Annotated in this window: 15 protein-coding genes and 4 tRNA genes; 16 read left to right on the forward strand and 3 right to left on the reverse strand. The window is 41.2% G+C overall.

Annotation, left to right across the window (positions count from 1 at the left end; genetic code table 11):
- Positions 1 to 69 precede the first annotated feature (69 nt).
- Together yaaA and ND6B_RS17850 are read left to right on the forward strand one after the other, a co-directional pair.
- Positions 70 to 849 carry a peroxide stress protein YaaA gene (yaaA, locus tag ND6B_RS17855; RefSeq protein ID WP_028835667.1) on the forward strand — a complete coding sequence of 260 codons (780 nt, stop codon included), beginning with the start codon at positions 70 to 72 and terminating at the stop codon, positions 847 to 849.
- A gap of 105 nt (positions 850 to 954) precedes the next feature.
- Positions 955 to 1,911 (forward strand): mechanosensitive ion channel family protein, encoded by a 957-nt coding sequence (locus tag ND6B_RS17850; RefSeq protein ID WP_033102560.1) that lies wholly within the window; start codon positions 955 to 957, stop codon positions 1,909 to 1,911.
- Positions 1,912 to 2,656: 745 nt separating this feature from the next.
- On the opposite strand, the gene ND6B_RS17845 is transcribed toward ND6B_RS17850, so the two are convergent.
- Both ND6B_RS17845 and srmB read right to left on the reverse strand, forming a co-directional pair.
- Positions 2,657 to 2,977, reverse strand: coding sequence for a BON domain-containing protein (locus tag ND6B_RS17845; protein ID WP_008110653.1), 321 nt, complete (start codon positions 2,975 to 2,977; stop codon positions 2,657 to 2,659).
- Between the two features lie 239 nt (positions 2,978 to 3,216).
- Complete coding sequence (gene srmB, locus ND6B_RS17840; protein WP_013465810.1) at positions 3,217 to 4,443, reverse strand: ATP-dependent RNA helicase SrmB; 1,227 nt, start codon at positions 4,441 to 4,443, stop codon at positions 3,217 to 3,219.
- Between the two features lie 76 nt (positions 4,444 to 4,519).
- Between srmB and ND6B_RS17835 the strand changes: the two genes are divergently transcribed.
- Positions 4,520 to 5,218, forward strand: coding sequence for a tRNA1(Val) (adenine(37)-N6)-methyltransferase (locus tag ND6B_RS17835; RefSeq protein ID WP_033102561.1), 699 nt, complete (start codon positions 4,520 to 4,522; stop codon positions 5,216 to 5,218).
- A gap of 94 nt (positions 5,219 to 5,312) precedes the next feature.
- Positions 5,313 to 5,771: a DUF2147 domain-containing protein gene (locus ND6B_RS17830; RefSeq protein WP_016900533.1), complete on the forward strand. Its 459-nt coding sequence runs from the start codon at positions 5,313 to 5,315 to the stop codon at positions 5,769 to 5,771.
- Between the two features lie 47 nt (positions 5,772 to 5,818).
- Here the strand turns inward: ND6B_RS17830 and fldB are convergent, their stop codons facing one another.
- Positions 5,819 to 6,340: a flavodoxin FldB gene (gene fldB / locus ND6B_RS17825; RefSeq protein ID WP_008467792.1), complete on the reverse strand. Its 522-nt coding sequence runs from the start codon at positions 6,338 to 6,340 to the stop codon at positions 5,819 to 5,821.
- A 105-nt stretch (positions 6,341 to 6,445) separates the two neighbouring features.
- Between fldB and xerD the strand changes: the two genes are divergently transcribed.
- The 12 genes from xerD (at position 6,446) to ND6B_RS17765 (ending at position 18,904) form a co-directional block, all read left to right on the forward strand.
- The gene (gene xerD, locus ND6B_RS17820) at positions 6,446 to 7,372 is read left to right on the forward strand and encodes a site-specific tyrosine recombinase XerD (protein ID WP_008467794.1); all 927 of its coding nucleotides are present in this window, start codon (positions 6,446 to 6,448) and stop codon (positions 7,370 to 7,372) included.
- A gap of 72 nt (positions 7,373 to 7,444) precedes the next feature.
- Positions 7,445 to 8,173 carry a bifunctional protein-disulfide isomerase/oxidoreductase DsbC gene (gene dsbC / locus ND6B_RS17815; protein ID WP_033102562.1) on the forward strand — a complete coding sequence of 243 codons (729 nt, stop codon included), beginning with the start codon at positions 7,445 to 7,447 and terminating at the stop codon, positions 8,171 to 8,173.
- 83 nt (positions 8,174 to 8,256) lie between these two features.
- Positions 8,257 to 9,978 carry a single-stranded-DNA-specific exonuclease RecJ gene (recJ, locus tag ND6B_RS17810; RefSeq protein WP_008467799.1) on the forward strand — a complete coding sequence of 574 codons (1,722 nt, stop codon included), beginning with the start codon at positions 8,257 to 8,259 and terminating at the stop codon, positions 9,976 to 9,978.
- 145 nt (positions 9,979 to 10,123) lie between these two features.
- A protein-coding gene (gene prfB, locus ND6B_RS17805; RefSeq protein ID WP_096038752.1) for a peptide chain release factor 2 occupies positions 10,124 to 11,222 on the forward strand; the annotation gives its coding sequence in 2 pieces (ribosomal slippage) (positions 10,124 to 10,198 and positions 10,200 to 11,222; 1,098 coding nt in all).
- A 26-nt stretch (positions 11,223 to 11,248) separates the two neighbouring features.
- Positions 11,249 to 12,784 carry a lysine--tRNA ligase gene (gene lysS, locus ND6B_RS17800; protein WP_033102563.1) on the forward strand — a complete coding sequence of 512 codons (1,536 nt, stop codon included), beginning with the start codon at positions 11,249 to 11,251 and terminating at the stop codon, positions 12,782 to 12,784.
- 354 nt (positions 12,785 to 13,138) lie between these two features.
- On the forward strand, positions 13,139 to 13,321 hold the full coding sequence (locus ND6B_RS17795; RefSeq protein WP_013465804.1) for a hypothetical protein: 183 nt from the start codon (positions 13,139 to 13,141) through the stop codon (positions 13,319 to 13,321).
- Between the two features lie 128 nt (positions 13,322 to 13,449).
- Positions 13,450 to 13,542, forward strand: a tRNA-Ser gene (locus ND6B_RS17790).
- A 34-nt stretch (positions 13,543 to 13,576) separates the two neighbouring features.
- Positions 13,577 to 13,653 (forward strand) — tRNA-Arg (locus tag ND6B_RS17785).
- 58 nt (positions 13,654 to 13,711) lie between these two features.
- Positions 13,712 to 13,788: transfer RNA gene (locus ND6B_RS17780), tRNA-Arg, on the forward strand.
- Positions 13,789 to 13,831: 43 nt separating this feature from the next.
- Positions 13,832 to 13,908, forward strand: a tRNA-Arg gene (locus ND6B_RS17775).
- A 1,461-nt stretch (positions 13,909 to 15,369) separates the two neighbouring features.
- On the forward strand, positions 15,370 to 18,054 hold the full coding sequence (locus ND6B_RS17770; RefSeq protein ID WP_033102564.1) for a TonB-dependent receptor: 2,685 nt from the start codon (positions 15,370 to 15,372) through the stop codon (positions 18,052 to 18,054).
- Positions 18,055 to 18,127: 73 nt separating this feature from the next.
- Entirely contained in the window at positions 18,128 to 18,904 is a 777-nt protein-coding gene (locus tag ND6B_RS17765) for a family 16 glycosylhydrolase (RefSeq protein ID WP_033102565.1), read from the forward strand.
- The last annotated feature ends 20 nt before the right edge of the window (positions 18,905 to 18,924 follow it).

The raw sequence follows: 18,924 nt of genomic DNA on the forward strand, positions 1-18,924 counted from the left end.
CAAAACGTGCTTTTCGTTTCATTTAATGTTGAAATTGACATTAAATAATTTACAAGTCAATAGCTAACTATGATCACTGTTATTTCACCAGCAAAGAATCTTGATTACGACACGCCACCCGCAACAGATAAGTTCACTCAACCTGAATTACTTGAGCACAGCGAAGCGCTCATGAAAGTATGCCGTGAACTAACTCCTGCGCAAATTGGCAGTTTAATGAAAATTAGCGATAAACTCGCAGGCCTCAACGCAGCGCGTTTTAGTGAGTGGGCACAACCATTCACTACCGATAATGCTAAACAGGCCGTGCTTGCCTTTAACGGCGATGTATACGGGGGGTTAGATGCTAATACCCTCACTACTAAGCAGCTTGATTACGCTCAAGACCATTTACGTATACTTTCGGGATTATACGGAGTATTAAAGCCGCTTGATTTAATGCAGGCTTATCGCTTAGAAATGGGTACAAAACTTGAAAATAGCCGAGGTAAAAACTTATATGAGTTTTGGGGCAGTGTTATTGCTAATAAACTTAACGACGTATTAGCGGCACAAGATGCACAATACTTAGTAAATCTAGCCTCTAACGAATACTTTAAAGCAGTAGATAAAAAAACGCTTAACGCACACATTATTACACCACACTTTAAAGACTGTAAAAACGGCCAATATAAAGTGATTAGCTTTTACGCTAAAAAAGCGCGCGGCATGATGGCACGCTACATCATTGAAAATCAAGTGACTCAATTAAGCCAACTCAAAGAGTTTACTGTGGCCGGCTATTACTTTAGCCCAGAGGCAACCACCAAAGAACTTGAACCGGTATTTTTACGCGAAGAGCAAAACTAACACATCGTTTAAAGTATTTAATAAGCCATGCATTGCATGGCTTTTTTATACTGGCGTTATTTTTGCAAACCTTAGATTACTAACCCTAACTAAGGTATAAAATAAATGCTCTCAATTCCCTCAATTACAGAAGCCGAAAAGTTGATAGAAGAAAAGCTCGGCGGTTGGTTTGATGTAGTTATAAGTCATATCCCAAACTTTATCGTTGCAGTAATTATTGCCATTCTATTTTCATTTATTGCCCGTTTGGCAGGCAAAGGAATGAAAAATGTTTTACGTCGCTCGCTCGACTCTACGCAAATTGCCGATTTAATGGCCTCAATATTTAAAGTTATTGTACTGAGTGTGGGGGTATTTATTGCCCTTGATTTTATGGGCTTAAAAAGTACCGTTACATCACTGCTTGCGGGTGCAGGTATTGTTGGTCTTGCCATTGGTTTTGCTTTTCAAGATATGACCGAAAACCTGATAGCGGGTATAGCCATGGGAATTCGTAAACCGTTTAAAGCGGGTGATGTCATAGAAACCGATAATGTGTTTGGTTCGGTACATTCAATAAACTTGCGCAACACACTAATAGAGAGCTTTTACGGGCAATTGATACTGGTACCTAATAAAATACTGTTTAGAAATGTACTGCGTAATTACAGCACCTTAGGGGTAAGACGAATAGAAGTGCCGGTGGGTATTTCTTACGCTGACGACATAGAAAAAGCCAGTGAGGTCATCGTCGACAAAATTAACCAATTTGACTTTGTGATCCGCAAAAATGAAACCGCTGTTTATGCCGAAGGCTTTGGTGATAGCAGTATAAACTTGTTAGTGTGGTTTTGGATCAAATACCCTGGTGAGCCTGATTTTATGACGGTGCGTCACAAAGGAGTTGTGGCAGTTAAGCAAGCACTCGATGCCGCTGATATTAGTATTCCGTTTCCTATTCGTACGTTGGATTTTGGTATTAAAGGCGGTGAAAAACTCGATGCCATGATAAGCGATAAAATAAGTCAGCAGTCAGCAAATAAAGAGGGTGACAATAATACTGATGCAAGCCAAGGTGAGTAAATAATTTAAAACCCCGAAGGTAAAAGCATTGGGAAATAGTTACTGACTATCAGCGCGTTTTTACAAATTAAAACGCGCTTTTTATAATAAATAATATAAGGGTCTGTTGACCTTTGCGGATTAAAATTAGTTCAAACTAAGAGCTATTTAATCGCGACGCGAGGTTTGTTGCCTAGTGGGCTCGATAACTGCTCCTGCGTTATTCTACTGGCTTACATCCATGTAATAATAAGTAAAAACCGAGCAAAGCTTCCGCGTCCTGCTCACGCTCCTTACCACCATCCATGTAGGCAACAAAGAGTAAATGTCCCTGGGCAGAACCCTTGGCTAAATACCAAACAGACTACTGCAAATTAAACCTTGAAAGAACAACAGACCCAATTGATGATCTGAAGTAATTAAAGCCTTGCGCTAACTGCCTTAAAAACGCCTCAATTATAAAACTATATCGATAAGGTTTCTCATCTCAAAATAGATTATTTAATCAACCGAACTAGAGCCCAAGCTTGATGTAAGCGCTTTATAATAAGTGTCTATAAACAAAGGTTTCAAAAGTATAAGCAGCTGCAATGAGCGTCGCGATTGGTGCGTAAACTAAAAGGCTTTTAATTAAGTATTTAAACTGGCTTGGGAATATGCTCTGCAGTGAATTATATTGTGCAAACCATAAAAAAGCGCCGCTTGTGTTGGAGAAACAAGCAGCGCTGAGGGATAAGTTAAGTGTATTGGTTAAGAAAAAGTTGTATTAAATGACACTAATTTTGTTATGAATGATTTTAACCCCATCCATATTTTCTAAAAACTTTTGTGCAAGAGCGCGTTCAAAACCGTTATTGGCTTCACCTTTAAGTTCAACGTCACCGTCATTAACGTGTACGTTTAGTTTTTCTAACTTTAAATTTGGGTTAGTGCGCAATTCATGAGTAATAGATTGTTGTAAATTAGGTTGTGTGGCCACACTGCTAACTACAGCTAAATGCGTTGCTGCACTGACTTTAAAAGCAGAGACTAATAAAAATAAACAACAAAACGAAATAAAACCGATAGTAAATTTAATGCGACTCATAACTATATCCTTAGTGTGTTACTAAAAAACAACGCCATTACTCGGCGTTTTAATACTCGTATATTCGATAGGATTACAAGTTTCATTCCAAGATTAACTATTTGAAATAACTTACTATTTTATTAATTAGTTATTCAGCTAAGTATTTTTTACATATTACTATGAATAGCTTACTCACTGTTTTTAAGCCACAAAAAAGCCGACAAACGTCGGCTCAATTAAATGTGTTAAAGCTAAAGCTATTTTTTCTTTTTAGCTTTGGCTTTTTTCTTTGCTTTCATTTTTACTGGATCTTTACGCTTTTTAACCGGTGGCTTGGCTTCTTTATGCTTTGGTTCTAATCCTTTAAATACACGGCGTTTTAACTTTTGCTCTATGTAACGTTCTACTTTGTAAAGTATGCCAATGTCGTGCGCTTCAATGAGTGAAATTGCAATACCTTTTTTACCCGCGCGACCTGTACGGCCAATACGGTGTACGTATACATCTGCAGTGCGAGGCATATCAAAATTAATTACGTGGCTTATATCAGCTACATCAATACCGCGGGCCGCTACATCGGTAGCGACTAAAATACGGGTTTTGCCACTGTGGAAGTTTTCCATGGCTTTCATGCGTTTATCTTGTGGCATTTCACCACGTAACCACGCAGCTTTTACGCCGTTATTAGTAAGCTCACCAATAAGGGTTTCAAGACGCTCACGGGTTTTTACAAACACAATCGCTTTACTAACATCAGGGCCATTTAAAGTATTAACTAATAGCTCTAGTTTATGGCGGTAGTCGTCGGCTAAATGAACCCATTGGTGTATTTTAGCTTTTTCTTTACGTGATGATTCGGCTTCAAGTAGCGCGGGGTCGTTTAAAATACGCTCTGCAAATAATTCTACGCTGTCACCTTCAAGAGTAGCTGAGAATAAAAAGCACTGACGGCGGTTCTTAGCTTCATCACAAATGCGCAGCATTTCTTTACGAAAACCCATGTCGAGCATGCGGTCGGCTTCATCAAGAATGAGCATTTCTACGTTTTCTGCATGGAAGTTTTCGGTTTCTAAATATTCCATTAAACGCCCAGGTGTGGCGATTAAAATGTCATTATTATTTTCAAAAATTTCTTTGTGTGTACCGTAGTTTATACCGCCGGTAACCACCCCAATTTTTAACTGGGTTTGTTTTGCAAGTAACTCACATTGTTCATGAATTTGATAAGCAAGCTCGCGCGTTGGGGTCATAATTAATACCCGTGCAAAGCCCGGATCACGACGTGGGAAATCCATTAAATATTGAATTGCCGGAATTAAAAATGCCGCCGTTTTACCTGTACCTGTTGGTGCCGACGCTAAAATATCGCGTCCTTGCAACGCCTCAGGAATGGCTTGTTGTTGAATGCTAGTGGGGGTTTCATATCCCATTTTATTAATAGCATTGAGTAGCTTATCATCAAGATCAAATTCAGAAAATTGCATAGAGTGTCAAAAATAGGGGACAATTGCCGTTAATTATACGCACTTAAACCTGCTTGGTGAATGAAAAGGTGAAAAAATGTCTGGTTTTGCATTTAAACAATTTAAGGTTGAGCACGACCAGTGCGCCATGAAGGTCTCTACCGATGGTATTTTACTGGGCGCATGGGCTGATTTAAGCCACGCAAATACGTTACTTGATATAGGAACAGGCACAGGGTTACTGGCTCTAATGTGTAAGCAACGAGCGCCACATTTAAAGGTGAGTGCGGTTGAAGTTGATGAAACCGCCTACCAGCAGGCTTTACAAAATTGCCAGCAAAGTCCTTGGCCGGATATTAGTATTTACCATCAACCTATTCAGCAGTTTGAGGCTGCAGGTTTATTTGATTGTGTTATAGCTAATCCGCCTTATTTTAATCACAGTTTAAAAGGTGATAATGCAGCGCGAAATACCGCTCGCCATACCGATGGTTTAAGCTTTGCAGAACTGCTTGGTGCGTTTAGGCAACTAAGTCATCAACATTCGCGTTTTAATCTTATTTTACCCACCACTGAGGCGCAGTTATTTATAACATTAGCACAGCAGCAAGGGCTGTATTTAAATCGCCTTTGCCAAGTACAAGCTATGCCAAATAAGCCCTTTAGCCGCAGTTTGATGACTTTTAGTTTTGATGATGGCGAAGTAAGTAAAAGCACCCTATGCATAAGGGAGTTAAGTAATGCTTACAGTCAAGACTACATTGCACTGTGCAAGACGTTTTATTTAAATATGTAATACCACGCTGTATGCCTAAAGCATTTTTACGTAGAGTGTTTTATAAAGGATTGTTAGTATGGCACCATTATTGACTCATGTTTAAAGTAATCTGATGAATTTATTAACTAAAAAAACAAAAAAAATACTATTACTAGCCCTTTTAGCGGGCAGCTTATTTAACACCTCTGAGGTTTTTGCTAACCCCACACCGGTTGGGCTTTGGAAAACTATTAACGAAGAGACCAATGAGGCTAAGTCGTACGTGCGCATTACTGAGCAAGATGGCGTGCTGACTGGTAAAATTGAAAAAATACTCAATAAAGCCAAGCAAGATGCACTTTGCACCGAGTGTGATGGTGATAAAAAGAATCAGCCTATGTTGGGGATGACCATTATTGAAGATGTGACCTATGCGGGTGACGGTAGTTGGGAAGACGGTGAAATTCTCGACCCCAATAATGGTAAAACCTACAGCGTGCGTTTAACACCGCAGCAAAATGGCGAAAAACTAGAAGTGCGCGGTTATGTGGGCTTTTTTTACCGTAACCAATACTGGTTAAAAGTAGAATAGTTAAGAATTAAAAAGCGCTGCATGGCAGCGCTCTTTGCAATAGTGAGTTATAGGGTTTCAGCGTACTCTGTCATCACTTGTTCTACCCACGTGGCAATACGCTCGTCGCTTAGCTCGTACTGACTGTCTTCATCTAATGCTAAACCTACAAACTGTTTACCGTCTTCGGTAAGTGCTTTTGATGCTTCAAATTCGTAATTACTGTCGTTCGGCCAAAAGCCTAATTGAGTAATGGCTTGGGCATTTATTTCGTCGTGAAGCATGCCTAATGCGTCTTGAAACCACTGACCATACCCTTGCTGATCGCCCATGCCAAATAAGGCTATAGTTTTACCATTTAGGTCAACGTCTTTTATGTCGTCCCACTTTGATTCCCAATCTTCTTGAATTTCGCCAAAGTCCCACGTAGAAATACCAAAAATGATAAAGTCATATTGCTCAGCGTTTTTAAGCGGCTCGTCTTTAATATTATGTAAGCTGACAATGTCGGCGCCAATAATATCGCGTATTTTTTCTGCCGCCATTTCGGTATAGCAGGTAGTAGAACCAAAAAATAAACCAATCTGCATCGTATTTATCACTGTGTAATTGCCTGTTATGATAGGCTCAAGTTTACCGTAAGGTATTTTTAATTGATACCTTCTCCCGTGGTATTACCAACATGAGATCACAACGTGACAACGCTATCTGACGATTTACCTGAACAAAATACTGAGCTAAGCAGCAATAGCGACTTTTTAGAAACCTTTTTAGATAGCCTCTATTTAGAGCAAGGCGTGAGTGAAAACACACTGAGCGCTTATCGCAGTGACTTAGATAAGTTTTGCCAATTTTTAAAAGGCGAAAGCTTAATGACGGTAACCAGTCTAGATGTTGAAAGTTACCTAGCACACCGCGTTGATTTAGGGCTAAAACCACGCAGCACTGCGCGAAGTATTAGTGCATTAAAACGTTTTTATCAGTACTTTGTGCGTGAAAAAATAATTAGCGACTCACCTATGGTCAATATTGCTCAGCCAAAGGCAGGGCAGTCGTTACCAAAAACGCTATCTGAGGCCGAAGTAGAAGCGCTATTAAGTGCACCCAACATTGAAGAGCCAATGGGGCTGCGCGATAAAGCCATGCTGGAGTTACTGTATGCAACAGGCCTGCGGGTAACTGAGCTGGTGGGGCTGAGAATGGAGCAAATAAATTTGCGCCAAGCTGTGGTGTTTGTAAAAGGTAAAGGTAACAAAGAGCGATTAGTGCCTTTAGGTGAAGAAGCTATGTATTGGCTCGAGCAGTTTTTAAAGCTCGGGCGCGCACAAATGATAAAACATGCTACCGATTTTGTGTTTCCCTCAAAGCGAGGGGTGGGTATGACACGACAAACTTTTTGGCATCGGATTAAACACTATGCTATTTTGGCATCCGTTGAGTCGCCGTTATCACCCCATACCTTGCGACATGCATTTGCAACGCATTTATTAAATCATGGGGCTGACTTGCGTGTGGTGCAGATGATGCTTGGCCACAGCGACCTATCAACTACCCAAATTTATACGCATGTAGCGAATGAGCGATTAAAATCGGTGCATGCTGAGCATCACCCTCGTGCTTAAGCGAATTTTTTTGTCACTAAGCCGGTCATATAGACACGATAAGATAAGTATTTTTAGGATAGAGAACCCGTTATGAAAAAATTAATGTTAGCAGGTGCCATGTTGTGCACTAGTTTGGGCGCTTTTGCTAATAGCGTTGCAGTCACTCCGGATGCTACAGATCCTATCGTGACAAAATTTGCCGCGCTAGGGGTGACCGTTAAACAAATTAATCCAAGCCCAGTTGCAGGCTTAAAAGAATTGATCACCAATAAAGGTGTGCTGTATGCAAGTCCTGACGGTCAATTTTTAATGCAAGGTACGCTAATCGATTTAAACAACCGTAGTAACTTAACCGAGCAAGCACTTAATGGTGTGCGCCAATCAGGGTTAAAAGAATACGAAGACTCAATGATTGTTTACAAAGCACCTGAAGAGAAGCACAGCATTACTGTATTTACCGATATTAGCTGTGGTTACTGTCGTAAATTACACCGTGAACTAGATGACTTACTTGATGCGGGTATTACCGTTAAGTATTTAGCGTTTCCGCGTGGCGGTCTGCAAGGATCTGGTTACGCTGATTTAATGAATGTATGGTGTGCGAAAGATCAGCAAGAAGCATTAACTGAAGCTAAATCAGGTGCAGATACCCAAATTGTTAAAGGCTGTAGCGCACCTGTTGCTGAGCATTATCAGTTAGGCCAGAGTTTTGGTATTAGCGGTACACCGGCTATTATTTTAGAAGATGGCACGATGATCCCAGGTTATCAGCCTGCTGCGGCATTAAGCGCAGCGCTTGAGGCTAACAAAGCGGGCTAAGCAATACCGCGAGTATGTGTTTAAAAAGGCCTTAATGGCCTTTTTTTGTCTTATATCATGAACATCATAAGTTAAAAACTAGCATGAAAAAAATGATCATTGCGCGAGAACCCGTTGACGACTCTCATCTGCCGAGCCATCTTCACCCTGTTATTAAGCAAATTTATGCCACGCGAAATGTTTCCCATGCCGATGAGCTAAACAATAGCGCAGCTACACTCCACGACTTCAAACTTTTTAAAGATATAGACAAAGCCAGCCAACTGTTAATTGAAGCCCTACACGCACAAAGCAAAATACTTATTGTGGGCGACTTTGACGCCGATGGCGCAACCAGCACCGCCACCTTAATGCAAGGGCTGGCCATGTTTGGCTTTACCCACTTAGATTACTTAGTACCAGACCGCTTTAGTTTAGGGTACGGTTTAAGCCCAGCATTGGCTGAGCAAATAGTGACGATGCAGCCCGATTTAGTGATCACCGTAGATAACGGGATTTCGTGTATCGCAGGCATTGATATTGTTAAAGCCGCAGGCATTAAAGTGCTGGTAACAGATCACCACTTGCAGGGTGAACAACTGCCTAACGCCGATGCTATTGTTAACCCTAACCGCCACGATTGTGATTTTCCCTCTAAGTCGATAGCCGGTGTTGGGGTGGCATTTTATTTACTCATTGCCCTGAGAAGCGCATTGCGTGAACAAGGTTATTTTGAGCAGCATCCCATGCCAAATATTGCTGATTTGCTGGATATTGTAGCGCTAGGTACGGTGGCCGATGTGGTGGCACTTGATGCGAACAACCGCACGTTAGTGCACCAAGGCTTGGCACGTATTCGCAGTGGTAAAACTCGTCCGGGTATTACCGCACTGATTGAAGTGGCTAATCGCAATGCCGCGCGCTTGAGCGCCAGTGACTTTGGTTTTTCGCTTGCACCACGCTTAAATGCAGCAGGGCGCTTAGACGACATGAGTCTAGGCATAGCGTGTTTACTTAGCAACGACATAAATCAAGCAAGGCGCATAGCTGGCGAGCTTGATAGTTTAAACTTTGCCAGACGTGAAATAGAGCAAGGCATGCAAGTAGAAGCGCAAGCGGTGCTCGATAGGCTCGCCTTTAAAGAAGACAGTGTGCCCGATGCTATTTGTTTGTACCAAGACGATTGGCACCAAGGGGTAATTGGTATTTTAGCCGGGCGCTTAAAAGAAAAGTACCACCGCCCAACGGTGATATTTGCCGGTGGTGAAAACGGTGAAATAAAAGGCTCATGTCGCTCAATTGAAGGCTTGCATATGCGCGACCTACTTGAGGGATTAAACACCGCGCAGCCTGGTTTAATTAATAAATTTGGCGGCCACGCAATGGCGGCAGGGTTAAGTATTAACGAACAGCAATTTACTGAGTTTAAACGTGCGTTTGATAGTGCGGTCAGCGCGCAACTCAGTGAAGAAAGTAAACGCTGCATTGTATTTACTGATGGTGAACTACCTAACGACTGCTTTAGCATGGATTTTGCGCAATTATTAAAGCAATCAGGCCCGTGGGGGCAGCAATTTCCTGAGCCGATATTTGAACACACCTTTGAAGTGATACAGCAGCGCATTGTGGGTGAAAAACACCTAAAGTTAGTCCTTAAACACCAATCTGCACGTTTAGTTGACGCCATAGCTTTTGGCATTGATGTAAAAGCGTGGCCAGATACCGAGGCGCAGTTTGTTAAAGTAGCGTACCAGCTCGATATAAATGAATTTAGAGGTAAATTTAGCTTACAACTGATTGTAAGAGAGCTTGAAAAAGTGGGCTAAAAAATATCTTCAAACCATGCATAAAAGGCTAATAAAACGCGCGGTTTTTTGTTAAAATCGGGCGTTTTTATTATTTGATGATTTTTAATTGCGCTCAGTCTCTTTTTTAAGTGCGCAATAACCTAGCCATTTTGGAGTAATGTACATGTTTGAAGTGAATCCTGTGATTAATCAAATCAAGGAAATTCGCGAACGTACTGAACTGCTTCGGGGGTACCTTTGACTACGCTCTTAAACAAGAACGTTTAGAAGAAGTTAACGCCGAACTTGAAGATTCAGCCGTATGGAATGAACCTGAGCGCGCACAAGCCCTTGGTCGTGAAAAGTCAGCACTAGAAGCCGTTGTTGAAACCATTGACACCTTAGTGGCGGGTACTGACGACGTTGAAGGGTTAGTAGAGCTTGCTGTTGAAGCCGAAGATCAAGACACCTTTGATGAAGCGCAAAGCGAACTGGCTGATTTAAATCAGCAGCTTGAAGGGCTTGAGTTTCGTCGTATGTTTTCAGGTTCTCACGATTCAAACGATGCCTACCTTGATTTACAGTCAGGTTCTGGCGGTACTGAAGCGCAAGACTGGTGTAATATTTTACTTCGCATGTATTTACGCTGGGGTGAAGCAAAAGGCTTTAAAGTAGAGCTTGTTGAAGCGACCGATGGTGATGTTGCCGGTATTAAAGGCGCAACGGTGCGTTTTTCTGGCGAATACGCTTATGGTTGGTTACGCACTGAAACAGGCGTACACCGCCTCGTCCGTAAAAGCCCATTTGATTCAAGTGGTCGTCGTCATACCTCGTTTGCTTCTGCGTTTGTTTACCCAGAAGTTGATGACAATATTGAAATTGACATTAATCCGTCTGACTTACGTATAGACGTTTACCGTGCATCAGGCGCGGGTGGTCAGCACGTAAATACCACTGAATCGGCGGTACGTATTACTCACGTGCCAACCAATACAGTTGTGCAGTGTCAGAACGAGCGTTCACAACATAAAAATAAAGCCCAAGCAATGAAGCAGTTAAAAGCGAAATTATTTGAGCTTGAGCTACAACAGCAAAATGCAGAAAAGCAAAGCCAAGAAGACAACAAGTCTGATATTGGCTGGGGAAGTCAAATTCGTTCTTACGTACTTGATGACTCGCGTATTAAAGATTTACGTACCGGCGTTGAAAACCGTAATACTCAAGCGGTACTCGATGGCGACTTAGACAAATTTATTGAAGCCAGCTTAAAATCTGGTTTATAACCACCAAGCTAAAAAAGAGCTAAAAAATGACTGATCAAATCCAAGACGAAAATAAGTTAATCGCTGAGCGTCGCGGCAAATTAGACGCTATTCGCGCAAATTGCCCAGCCAACGGTCATCCAAACCAATTCCGTCGTGAGCATTACACGGCAGATTTGCAGGCTGAGTTTGGTGATAAGAGTAAAGAAGAATTAATCGAATTACAGCACGTAGTATCGATTGCAGGTCGTATTCTTGCTAAGCGTGGTCCGTTTATGTCTATTCAAGATATGAAAGGCCGTGTACAAGTTTATGCATCAAAAGACGTACAAAAAGATTTAAAAGCAAAATATGGCCAGCTTGATATTGGCGATATTATTGGTGTTAAAGGGCCGCTTAATAAATCGGGTAAAGGCGATTTATACGTAGAGATGGCTGAGTACGAACTACTGACTAAGTCACTTCGTCCACTTCCTGAAAAATTCCATGGCCTATCGGATCAAGAAACGAAATACCGTCAGCGTTATGTTGATTTAATTACTAACGAAGCAACGCGTGAAACATTCCGTATTCGCTCACAAGTGGTTGAAGGTATTCGTCGCTTTTTAGCCGACCGCGACTTTATGGAAGTAGAAACGCCAATGCTACAGGTTATTCCTGGTGGTGCATCTGCGCGTCCATTCGTAACTCATCATAATGCGCTTGATATCGACATGTACTTACGTATTGCGCCTGAGCTTTACTTAAAGCGTTTAGTAGTAGGTGGTTTTGACCGTGTATTCGAAATTAACCGTAACTTCCGTAACGAAGGGTTATCAACGCGTCACAACCCAGAATTCACCATGATTGAGTTCTACCAAGCATACGCTGACTACATTGATTTAATGAACATCACCGAAGACATGTTACGTACAGTTGCAACTAACGTACTGGGCAGCCCAATTGTGGTTAACACCACTAAAGATGAAAACGGTGAAGTGATTGATTCAGTAGAGTATGACTTTGGTCAACCGTTCACACGTTTAAGCATGAGCGACGCAATCTTAAAATATAACCCTGAGTTTGATGCTGCGGTATTTAACGACCCAGAAAACCACTTTGAAGAATTAAAAGCGTACGCTAAACAAGTGCATGTTAAAATTCCTGAAAACTGCGTATGGGGCCCGGGTAAGTTTTTATGTGAAATATTTGAAGAAACGGCTGAGCATATGCTTATCCAACCTACATTTATCACAGGGTATCCGTGGGAAGTGTCTCCACTTGCACGTCGTAACGACGAAAACCCATTTGTAACTGACCGCTTTGAATTCTTTGTTGGTGGCCGTGAGCTTGCAAATGGTTTCTCTGAGCTTAATGATGCACAAGATCAAGCTGAGCGTTTTTCTCGCCAAGTTGAAGAAAAAGACGCAGGTGATGATGAAGCAATGCACTACGACGAAGACTACATTCGCGCGCTAGAGTATGGTTTACCACCAACAGCGGGTGAAGGGATTGGTATTGACCGTTTAGTCATGTTGTTTACTGACTCATCAACTATCAAAGATGTTATTTTATTCCCGCATATGCGCCCACAAGCAGACTAAGCTTGAAGGAATAAACTAAAAAATTATCAACGCCGCTAACTAGCGGCGTTTTTTTTGCCCTATTGTTTGTGAGACATTGCCTAAACTTCACATTAGGGCTTTTAATTAATAAGTACTACACTGATAATTAAGTGTAAGTATACAAGTAAATTAATCTTTAATTCAGCTTCATTATCATAAAGTTGCTTGACTGCTTAGCAACATTACAGCAGTGCTATAACTTTTTGGTATGATTGTTTTTTAAACATTATGTTGTATTTATGTGAATTTTTTAGCTAAAATGTGGCCGAAATTTATACACGGTCATTCTTAGTCGTAAAAAATAAAAATTTCTAAAGGACTTAGATAAATAATATGAAAGCTAAACGAGTAGAATCTTTACCTGATGAGAACACTACAGAGCAACAGCGAGAAGCGTATTATCGCGCGTGTATTGCCGAGTTTCAGAAGTTAGGCTATCAAGAGCAATACCTTGCTGAACTTACGGACGAACTAGTGCCAGTGATGGGTGTAAATTCAAGCACCCCAAACACCTAACCTGATTATTTTTCAAACTAATTACACTTTAAAACCAGGCATGTGTGCAATCTATAGCCATATAGTCACTTTTGTCAGAAAAGTGTTTGACATATTTTCTGAAATCTTTATTATACGCCCCACAAGACGGAGAGGTGTCCGAGTGGCCGAAGGAGCTCCCCTGCTAAGGGAGTATAGAGTTTGTAGCTCTATCGAGGGTTCGAATCCCTCCCTCTCCACCATTTTTTAAATGGCGCATCTTGTAAAATAAAGTATGGGCGCATAGCTCAGCTGGATAGAGTACCTGGCTACGAACCAGGCGGTCGGAGGTTCGAATCCTCCTGCGCCCACCATACTTTACTCTCTTTTAGAGAACGCTCTGCTTAGAGTTAAAACAAGCAAAATGAAAGTGGGCGCATAGCTCAGCTGGATAGAGTACCTGGCTACGAACCAGGCGGTCGGAGGTTCGAATCCTCCTGCGCCCACCACTTTCAACTCTCACTTAGAGTTTAAATAAGTAAATATGAAAGTGGGCGCATAGCTCAGCTGGATAGAGTACCTGGCTACGAACCAGGCGGTCGGAGGTTCGAATCCTCCTGCGCCCACCACTTTCATACATAAGCCGACATTAAGTCGGTTTTTTTGTGCCTGAAATAAATCAAAGCGTGGATGTGGATAGAGTAACCTACTGCGAACCAAGCAGTCGGAGGTTCACTCTTACAAGATACGTCCTGCGCCCAGCACTTTCATACATAAGCCGACACTGAGTCGGTTTTTTTGTGCCTGAAATAAAGTGAATATGGGAAAGTAGCAAGCTACGAACCAAGCGGTCGGAGGTTCACGCTTAGGAGATACGTCCTGCGCCCAGCACTTTCATACATAAGCCGACATTAAGTCGGTTTTTTTGTGCCTAAAATAAAGTGAATATGGGAAAGTAGCTAGCTACGAACCAGACGGTCAGAGGTTCACTCTTAAAAGATACGTCCTGCGCCCACCACTTTCATACATAAGCCGACACTAAGTCGGTTTTTTTGTGTCTGAAATAAATCAAAGCGTGGATGTGGATAGAGTAACCTACTGCGAACCAAGCAGTCGGAGGTTCACTCTTAGAAGATACGTCCTGCGCCCACCACTTTCATACATAAGCCGACATTAAGTCGGTTTTTTTGTGCCTGAAATAAAGTGAATATGGGAAAGTAGCAAGCTACGAACCAAACGGTCGGAGGTTCACTCTTACAAGATATGTCCTGCGCCCACCACTTTCATACATAAGCCGACACTGAGTCGGTTTTTTTGTGCCTGAAATTTGAGAAAGCTTTCAGATATCAGTTAAACCTAATGATACATACTGCCAAATCTTCCATTCAGTCACTTCTCTAAAAGCGCAGCGCCTCGTAACCTTTTTATGAATAACGCCCTTAAAAACTTAAATTCACAAAGAGAAATGAAAGAGGGGTAAATGAGAAGTTCAAAATCACCATTTAAAAGCCTGTAAGCTACGGTCTATAAATAATATCACCGCAACTTTTTATGTAGACGAAGAGCTTGCGACTTATAAAGTTTTAATTACTTCTCTAAAAGCGCAGCGCCTTGTAACCTCTTTGTGAATAACGCCCTTAAAAACCTAAATGCACAAAGAGAAATGAAAGAGGAGTAAATGAGAAGTTCAAAATCACCATGAGTATTTAAACGCCTGTAAGCTACGGTCTAGAAATAATACCACCGCCAACTTTTCAATGTAGATGTGCCGCTTCTTCTAGCTACGAATCAGGCAGTCATAGGTTCACCCTTACAAGAGATATCCTGCGTCTACCGCTTTTATAAATAAGCCGACACTAAGTCGGTTTTTTTTGTGTCTGAAATAGAGTCAAAAGGCTAAACTACGAGGAAAATATTTGAGGTTTATCTGGCTTTAGCTTCAAAAATTAGAAGGTGATTTCGGTTTGTATTATATCTAACTCGTCTTGGCGTATTTGACTAGTAATAAAAATAATCGATATGGATACTATGAGACTGTTAAATAAAAGTAACAAAGTTTAACGTTTACACACACATCCAAAAGGTCAAACATGCACACAATAAATAAAACAGCACTATCAATAGCCGTTGCGCTGGCTTGTTCAATGCCATTGAATGCTCAAGAAGCTTCCGCGGATAAAGAGCAAGCGTCAGAAAAAGAAACAGTTTCATTAGAAATCATTTCGGTAACAGCAACTAAGCGCAAAACAAGATTAATGGAAACACCTGTTGCCATTACAGCATTAACTGAAGCTGAGCTGAAAAGAAACGGTGTTAATAGCGTTAAGGATATTGCTAACTTAGTCCCTGGCTTAGATATTTCAACTGCAACAGATCAAGCTGCGCCGGTTATTTCAATGCGAGGTGTACGCTCTACTAATATTACTGAGCTTGGCGATCCGGCTGTGGGTGTTCACCTTGATGGTATTTACTCACCACGTATGCAAGGTGCCCTTGCATTGATGTACGACATAGACAGGGTTGAAGCTCTAAGGGGTCCACAAGGCACTCTATTTGGTCGTAACTCAACGGTGGGTAGTATTAATGTTATTTCAGCAAAACCAGAGTTTACCGGTTTATATGGCAACGTCAGTATTGAAGCGGGAAACTTTAATAGTAAAAATATTGATGCAGTCTTAAATATTCCTATTAATGATGAATTTGCCGTTAGGTTTTCAGGAAAAGGCTTGAAACGGGATTCTTATTTAGAAGGGTATTACGATCCTAACCAATATGACTCAAGACGCTTAAGCGACGATATTCTTAATGCGCCAGTAATCTCTGAAGACTCTTATCAAGGCGTGGGTCAAACAATTACCCAACGAGAAAACTGGTGGATAGATGGCGCTGGCACAGATCCAGAAGCGCAAAAAGTTCGCGCGCTAACACCGGCTGATAAAAGCAATTTTTACAATAATGCTGATGAATATTCATTTAGAATTAGCACCTTGTGGGAGCCTTTGGACGGCAATTTTTCAAACCACACTGTTTTTCAAAAGTATGTAAATGACAGCAATAACAACCTAGATTTAGTTAACTGCGATAAAATTCGTGGCAGAAGTGCTGAACTAGGGGGAGACTGCACTAACTTTTTACCCAGCGATAATACTTATCAGGCGGTTGTAAATGTGCCCGGTAAGCTTAATTTAGATATCACGTACTTAAGAAACACCCTTAATTACAACATAAACGATGAATATTCACTTGTCTGGTTATTGGGCTATGAAGATATGGAACGCTCTTCAGCACAAGATAGTGAAGTAGGTTTAGACCCTTGGGATGGCGCAACTTACTTTTTAGACGGCACTGGCGCAGAGTCTTTTTCAACTGAGCTGCAAATACAATCTGATGAATATGGCGACTTTATCTGGATTGCAGGTATTAATTACTTTCATGAAAGAACAAAAACCTTAGGTTATTACGATAATCCTATGGATGACAAAGCGTTTTGGGATCAACCCGATCGTTCTACCGACGCCCTCGCATTATTTGGTCAAGGTACATACAACTTAACTGAAAAGTTACACCTAACACTTGGCTATCGATTTAGTGATGAAACAAAAGAAGATAAAGGCGGAAAAACCTATCGCTGTTCTAATGCTGATGGCTGCGCCGTAGGTTGGTTAAATAGAACTGATTTAAATAACCTCCCTGTTGACTACTACGAAGATCCTTCTATTTATGCGTCATACTTTGAAAACGACAATAAGGGAAGTTGGAAACACCATGATTTTCGTGTTGGTTTAGATTATGACATTTCACCTGAAACCATGGTTTATACCTATCTTGCCAGTGGCTTTAAAGCCGGTGGTATTGGTGATGTTTACGAAGTGGTAAATGACAGAACCGGTGACGTTACTCGTTTTGAAACCAAGTTCGACCCAGAAGAAGTACTAACATGGGAATTGGGTGCTAAATCGAGCTTTTTTGATAACTCATTAAACCTAAAAGCCGCATTTTTTTACACAGATTACACCGACATGCAATACGCATCAGTGGGCTCTATTGGTAACGTAGAGCGTTTATCTGTGGTAGAAGATGAAGATGGCTCTCCCGTTTTAGACGGTAATGGCGAGCCTGTACTCGATTTTCAAAACAAGCCAGTTATAGCTTACTACACACAAAATGTCCCTGGCTCAACAATAAAAGGGATTGAGCTTGAGTTTGATTGGAAGCCGTATCCAAATGGTCGAATTAGTGGTTACGTAACGTGGACTGATGCAAAAGTTACTGAAGATTGGAATACTAAATGGGATTACGACGCGGAGTATCTGTTTGATATTTCTTATGAAGAATCAAAAGATCCTGAAAATACCCTGTTAGCTACCAATCTTAAGGGGAATAATTTAGCAATGACCCCTGAGTTTACCGCCAATATCAGTTACACACATACACTCAACTTAGGAGAGTATGGTTTTGTTCACGCATGGTTAAATGCCAGTTGGAAAGATGAGTCGTACTCAACGGTATGGAATGTTGATAAACATTTAGATGACATGGATTTTCAAGTGCCAGATGAAGCAACAAAATATATCGATGATAGCCGCGATGCGTTTGCCGTATTTAACGCCTCTATTAAGTATGAGCCGCAAGGACAAAACTGGTTTGCAGAAGTGTTTGTTAATAATGCTTCAGATGAAACTATTCAATACTGGAATAATACTGGTAAGGGGATCCCAAAAGGCAGCTTTGGTATGCCGAGATATTACGGTATGAGAGCGGGTTTTTCATTCTAAATAACCGAGTAAAAGTTACCCTCCTACAGGCTAAAGTACTGTAGGAGGTGCTTGATTAAATAAGGATTTAATAATGAAAACGAAGTTAATTTCAATCTTAGTTGCTGGCCTTATAGTTATTTCACCCGCCACATACGCTAACTATTTTAAAGACGATTTTTCGTGGGGATTTGACACGACTCTTTGGAGTGCACGTAGTGGCGATAATGGCTCACCTTTTGGCTGCGAATTTGTCCCAAGAATGATTAACCCAAGTCAACACGGCATCACCCTTTCTCTGTCACAAGGTGCATGTGCTGAGCTGCAAAGTAATCGCTTTTATAGTTTTGGTAAGGTACAAGGCAGTGTTAAGTCGGGCAATATCGCCGGTACCGTGTCTTCTATTTTTACTTATACCTCATGGTGGGATTCGCCAGGACGCGCATGGCAAGAAATAGATATCGAACTATTACCTTCTTTAGGCAATGTTGTTCATACCAATGTGATTTACCAGCCCCAAGGAGGCACATATCAAAGTTGGGAAAGGGATATCGATTTAAGCCAGTTTGGGCTTGATTACAGAGAAAACTTATTAACCATTGGCTTTGATTGGTCAAGCTCATCAATTCGTTGGTATCTGTACGACTCACAAGGAAACGAGAAAACAATTAGAGTGATGTACAAAGACAATGGGGATGGCGTAATAGCCGATAATGAAATTCCCGGCTATGCATGGCCAATTGATAAAACAAAAATAATGATTAACCAGTGGAATGGTGACAACTCGACTCAAGGGAATTACTTTCCGGGTCAATACTACGACAGCCCTTCATGGGCATATTATGATTTTATTGAATATATTCCACACTAAATTAATCAGTCCGTATTTTA

The sequence above is a fragment of the Pseudoalteromonas sp. ND6B genome, assembly GCF_000764215.1.
In the GTDB taxonomy this organism is placed as follows: domain Bacteria; phylum Pseudomonadota; class Gammaproteobacteria; order Enterobacterales; family Alteromonadaceae; genus Pseudoalteromonas; species Pseudoalteromonas tetraodonis.

Coding starts and splice junctions, on each gene's coding strand:
- yaaA (WP_028835667.1), top strand. CDS start 70: ATGATCACTGTTATTTCACCAGCAAAGAATCTTGATTACGACACGCCA.
- ND6B_RS17850 (WP_033102560.1), top strand. CDS start 955: ATGCTCTCAATTCCCTCAATTACAGAAGCCGAAAAGTTGATAGAAGAA.
- ND6B_RS17845 (WP_008110653.1), bottom strand. CDS start 2,977: ATGAGTCGCATTAAATTTACTATCGGTTTTATTTCGTTTTGTTGTTTA.
- srmB (WP_013465810.1), bottom strand. CDS start 4,443: ATGCAATTTTCTGAATTTGATCTTGATGATAAGCTACTCAATGCTATT.
- ND6B_RS17835 (WP_033102561.1), top strand. CDS start 4,520: ATGTCTGGTTTTGCATTTAAACAATTTAAGGTTGAGCACGACCAGTGC.
- ND6B_RS17830 (WP_016900533.1), top strand. CDS start 5,313: ATGAATTTATTAACTAAAAAAACAAAAAAAATACTATTACTAGCCCTT.
- fldB (WP_008467792.1), bottom strand. CDS start 6,340: ATGCAGATTGGTTTATTTTTTGGTTCTACTACCTGCTATACCGAAATG.
- dsbC (WP_033102562.1), top strand. CDS start 7,445: ATGAAAAAATTAATGTTAGCAGGTGCCATGTTGTGCACTAGTTTGGGC.
- recJ (WP_008467799.1), top strand. CDS start 8,257: ATGAAAAAAATGATCATTGCGCGAGAACCCGTTGACGACTCTCATCTG.
- lysS (WP_033102563.1), top strand. CDS start 11,249: ATGACTGATCAAATCCAAGACGAAAATAAGTTAATCGCTGAGCGTCGC.
- ND6B_RS17795 (WP_013465804.1), top strand. CDS start 13,139: ATGAAAGCTAAACGAGTAGAATCTTTACCTGATGAGAACACTACAGAG.
- ND6B_RS17770 (WP_033102564.1), top strand. CDS start 15,370: ATGCACACAATAAATAAAACAGCACTATCAATAGCCGTTGCGCTGGCT.
- ND6B_RS17765 (WP_033102565.1), top strand. CDS start 18,128: ATGAAAACGAAGTTAATTTCAATCTTAGTTGCTGGCCTTATAGTTATT.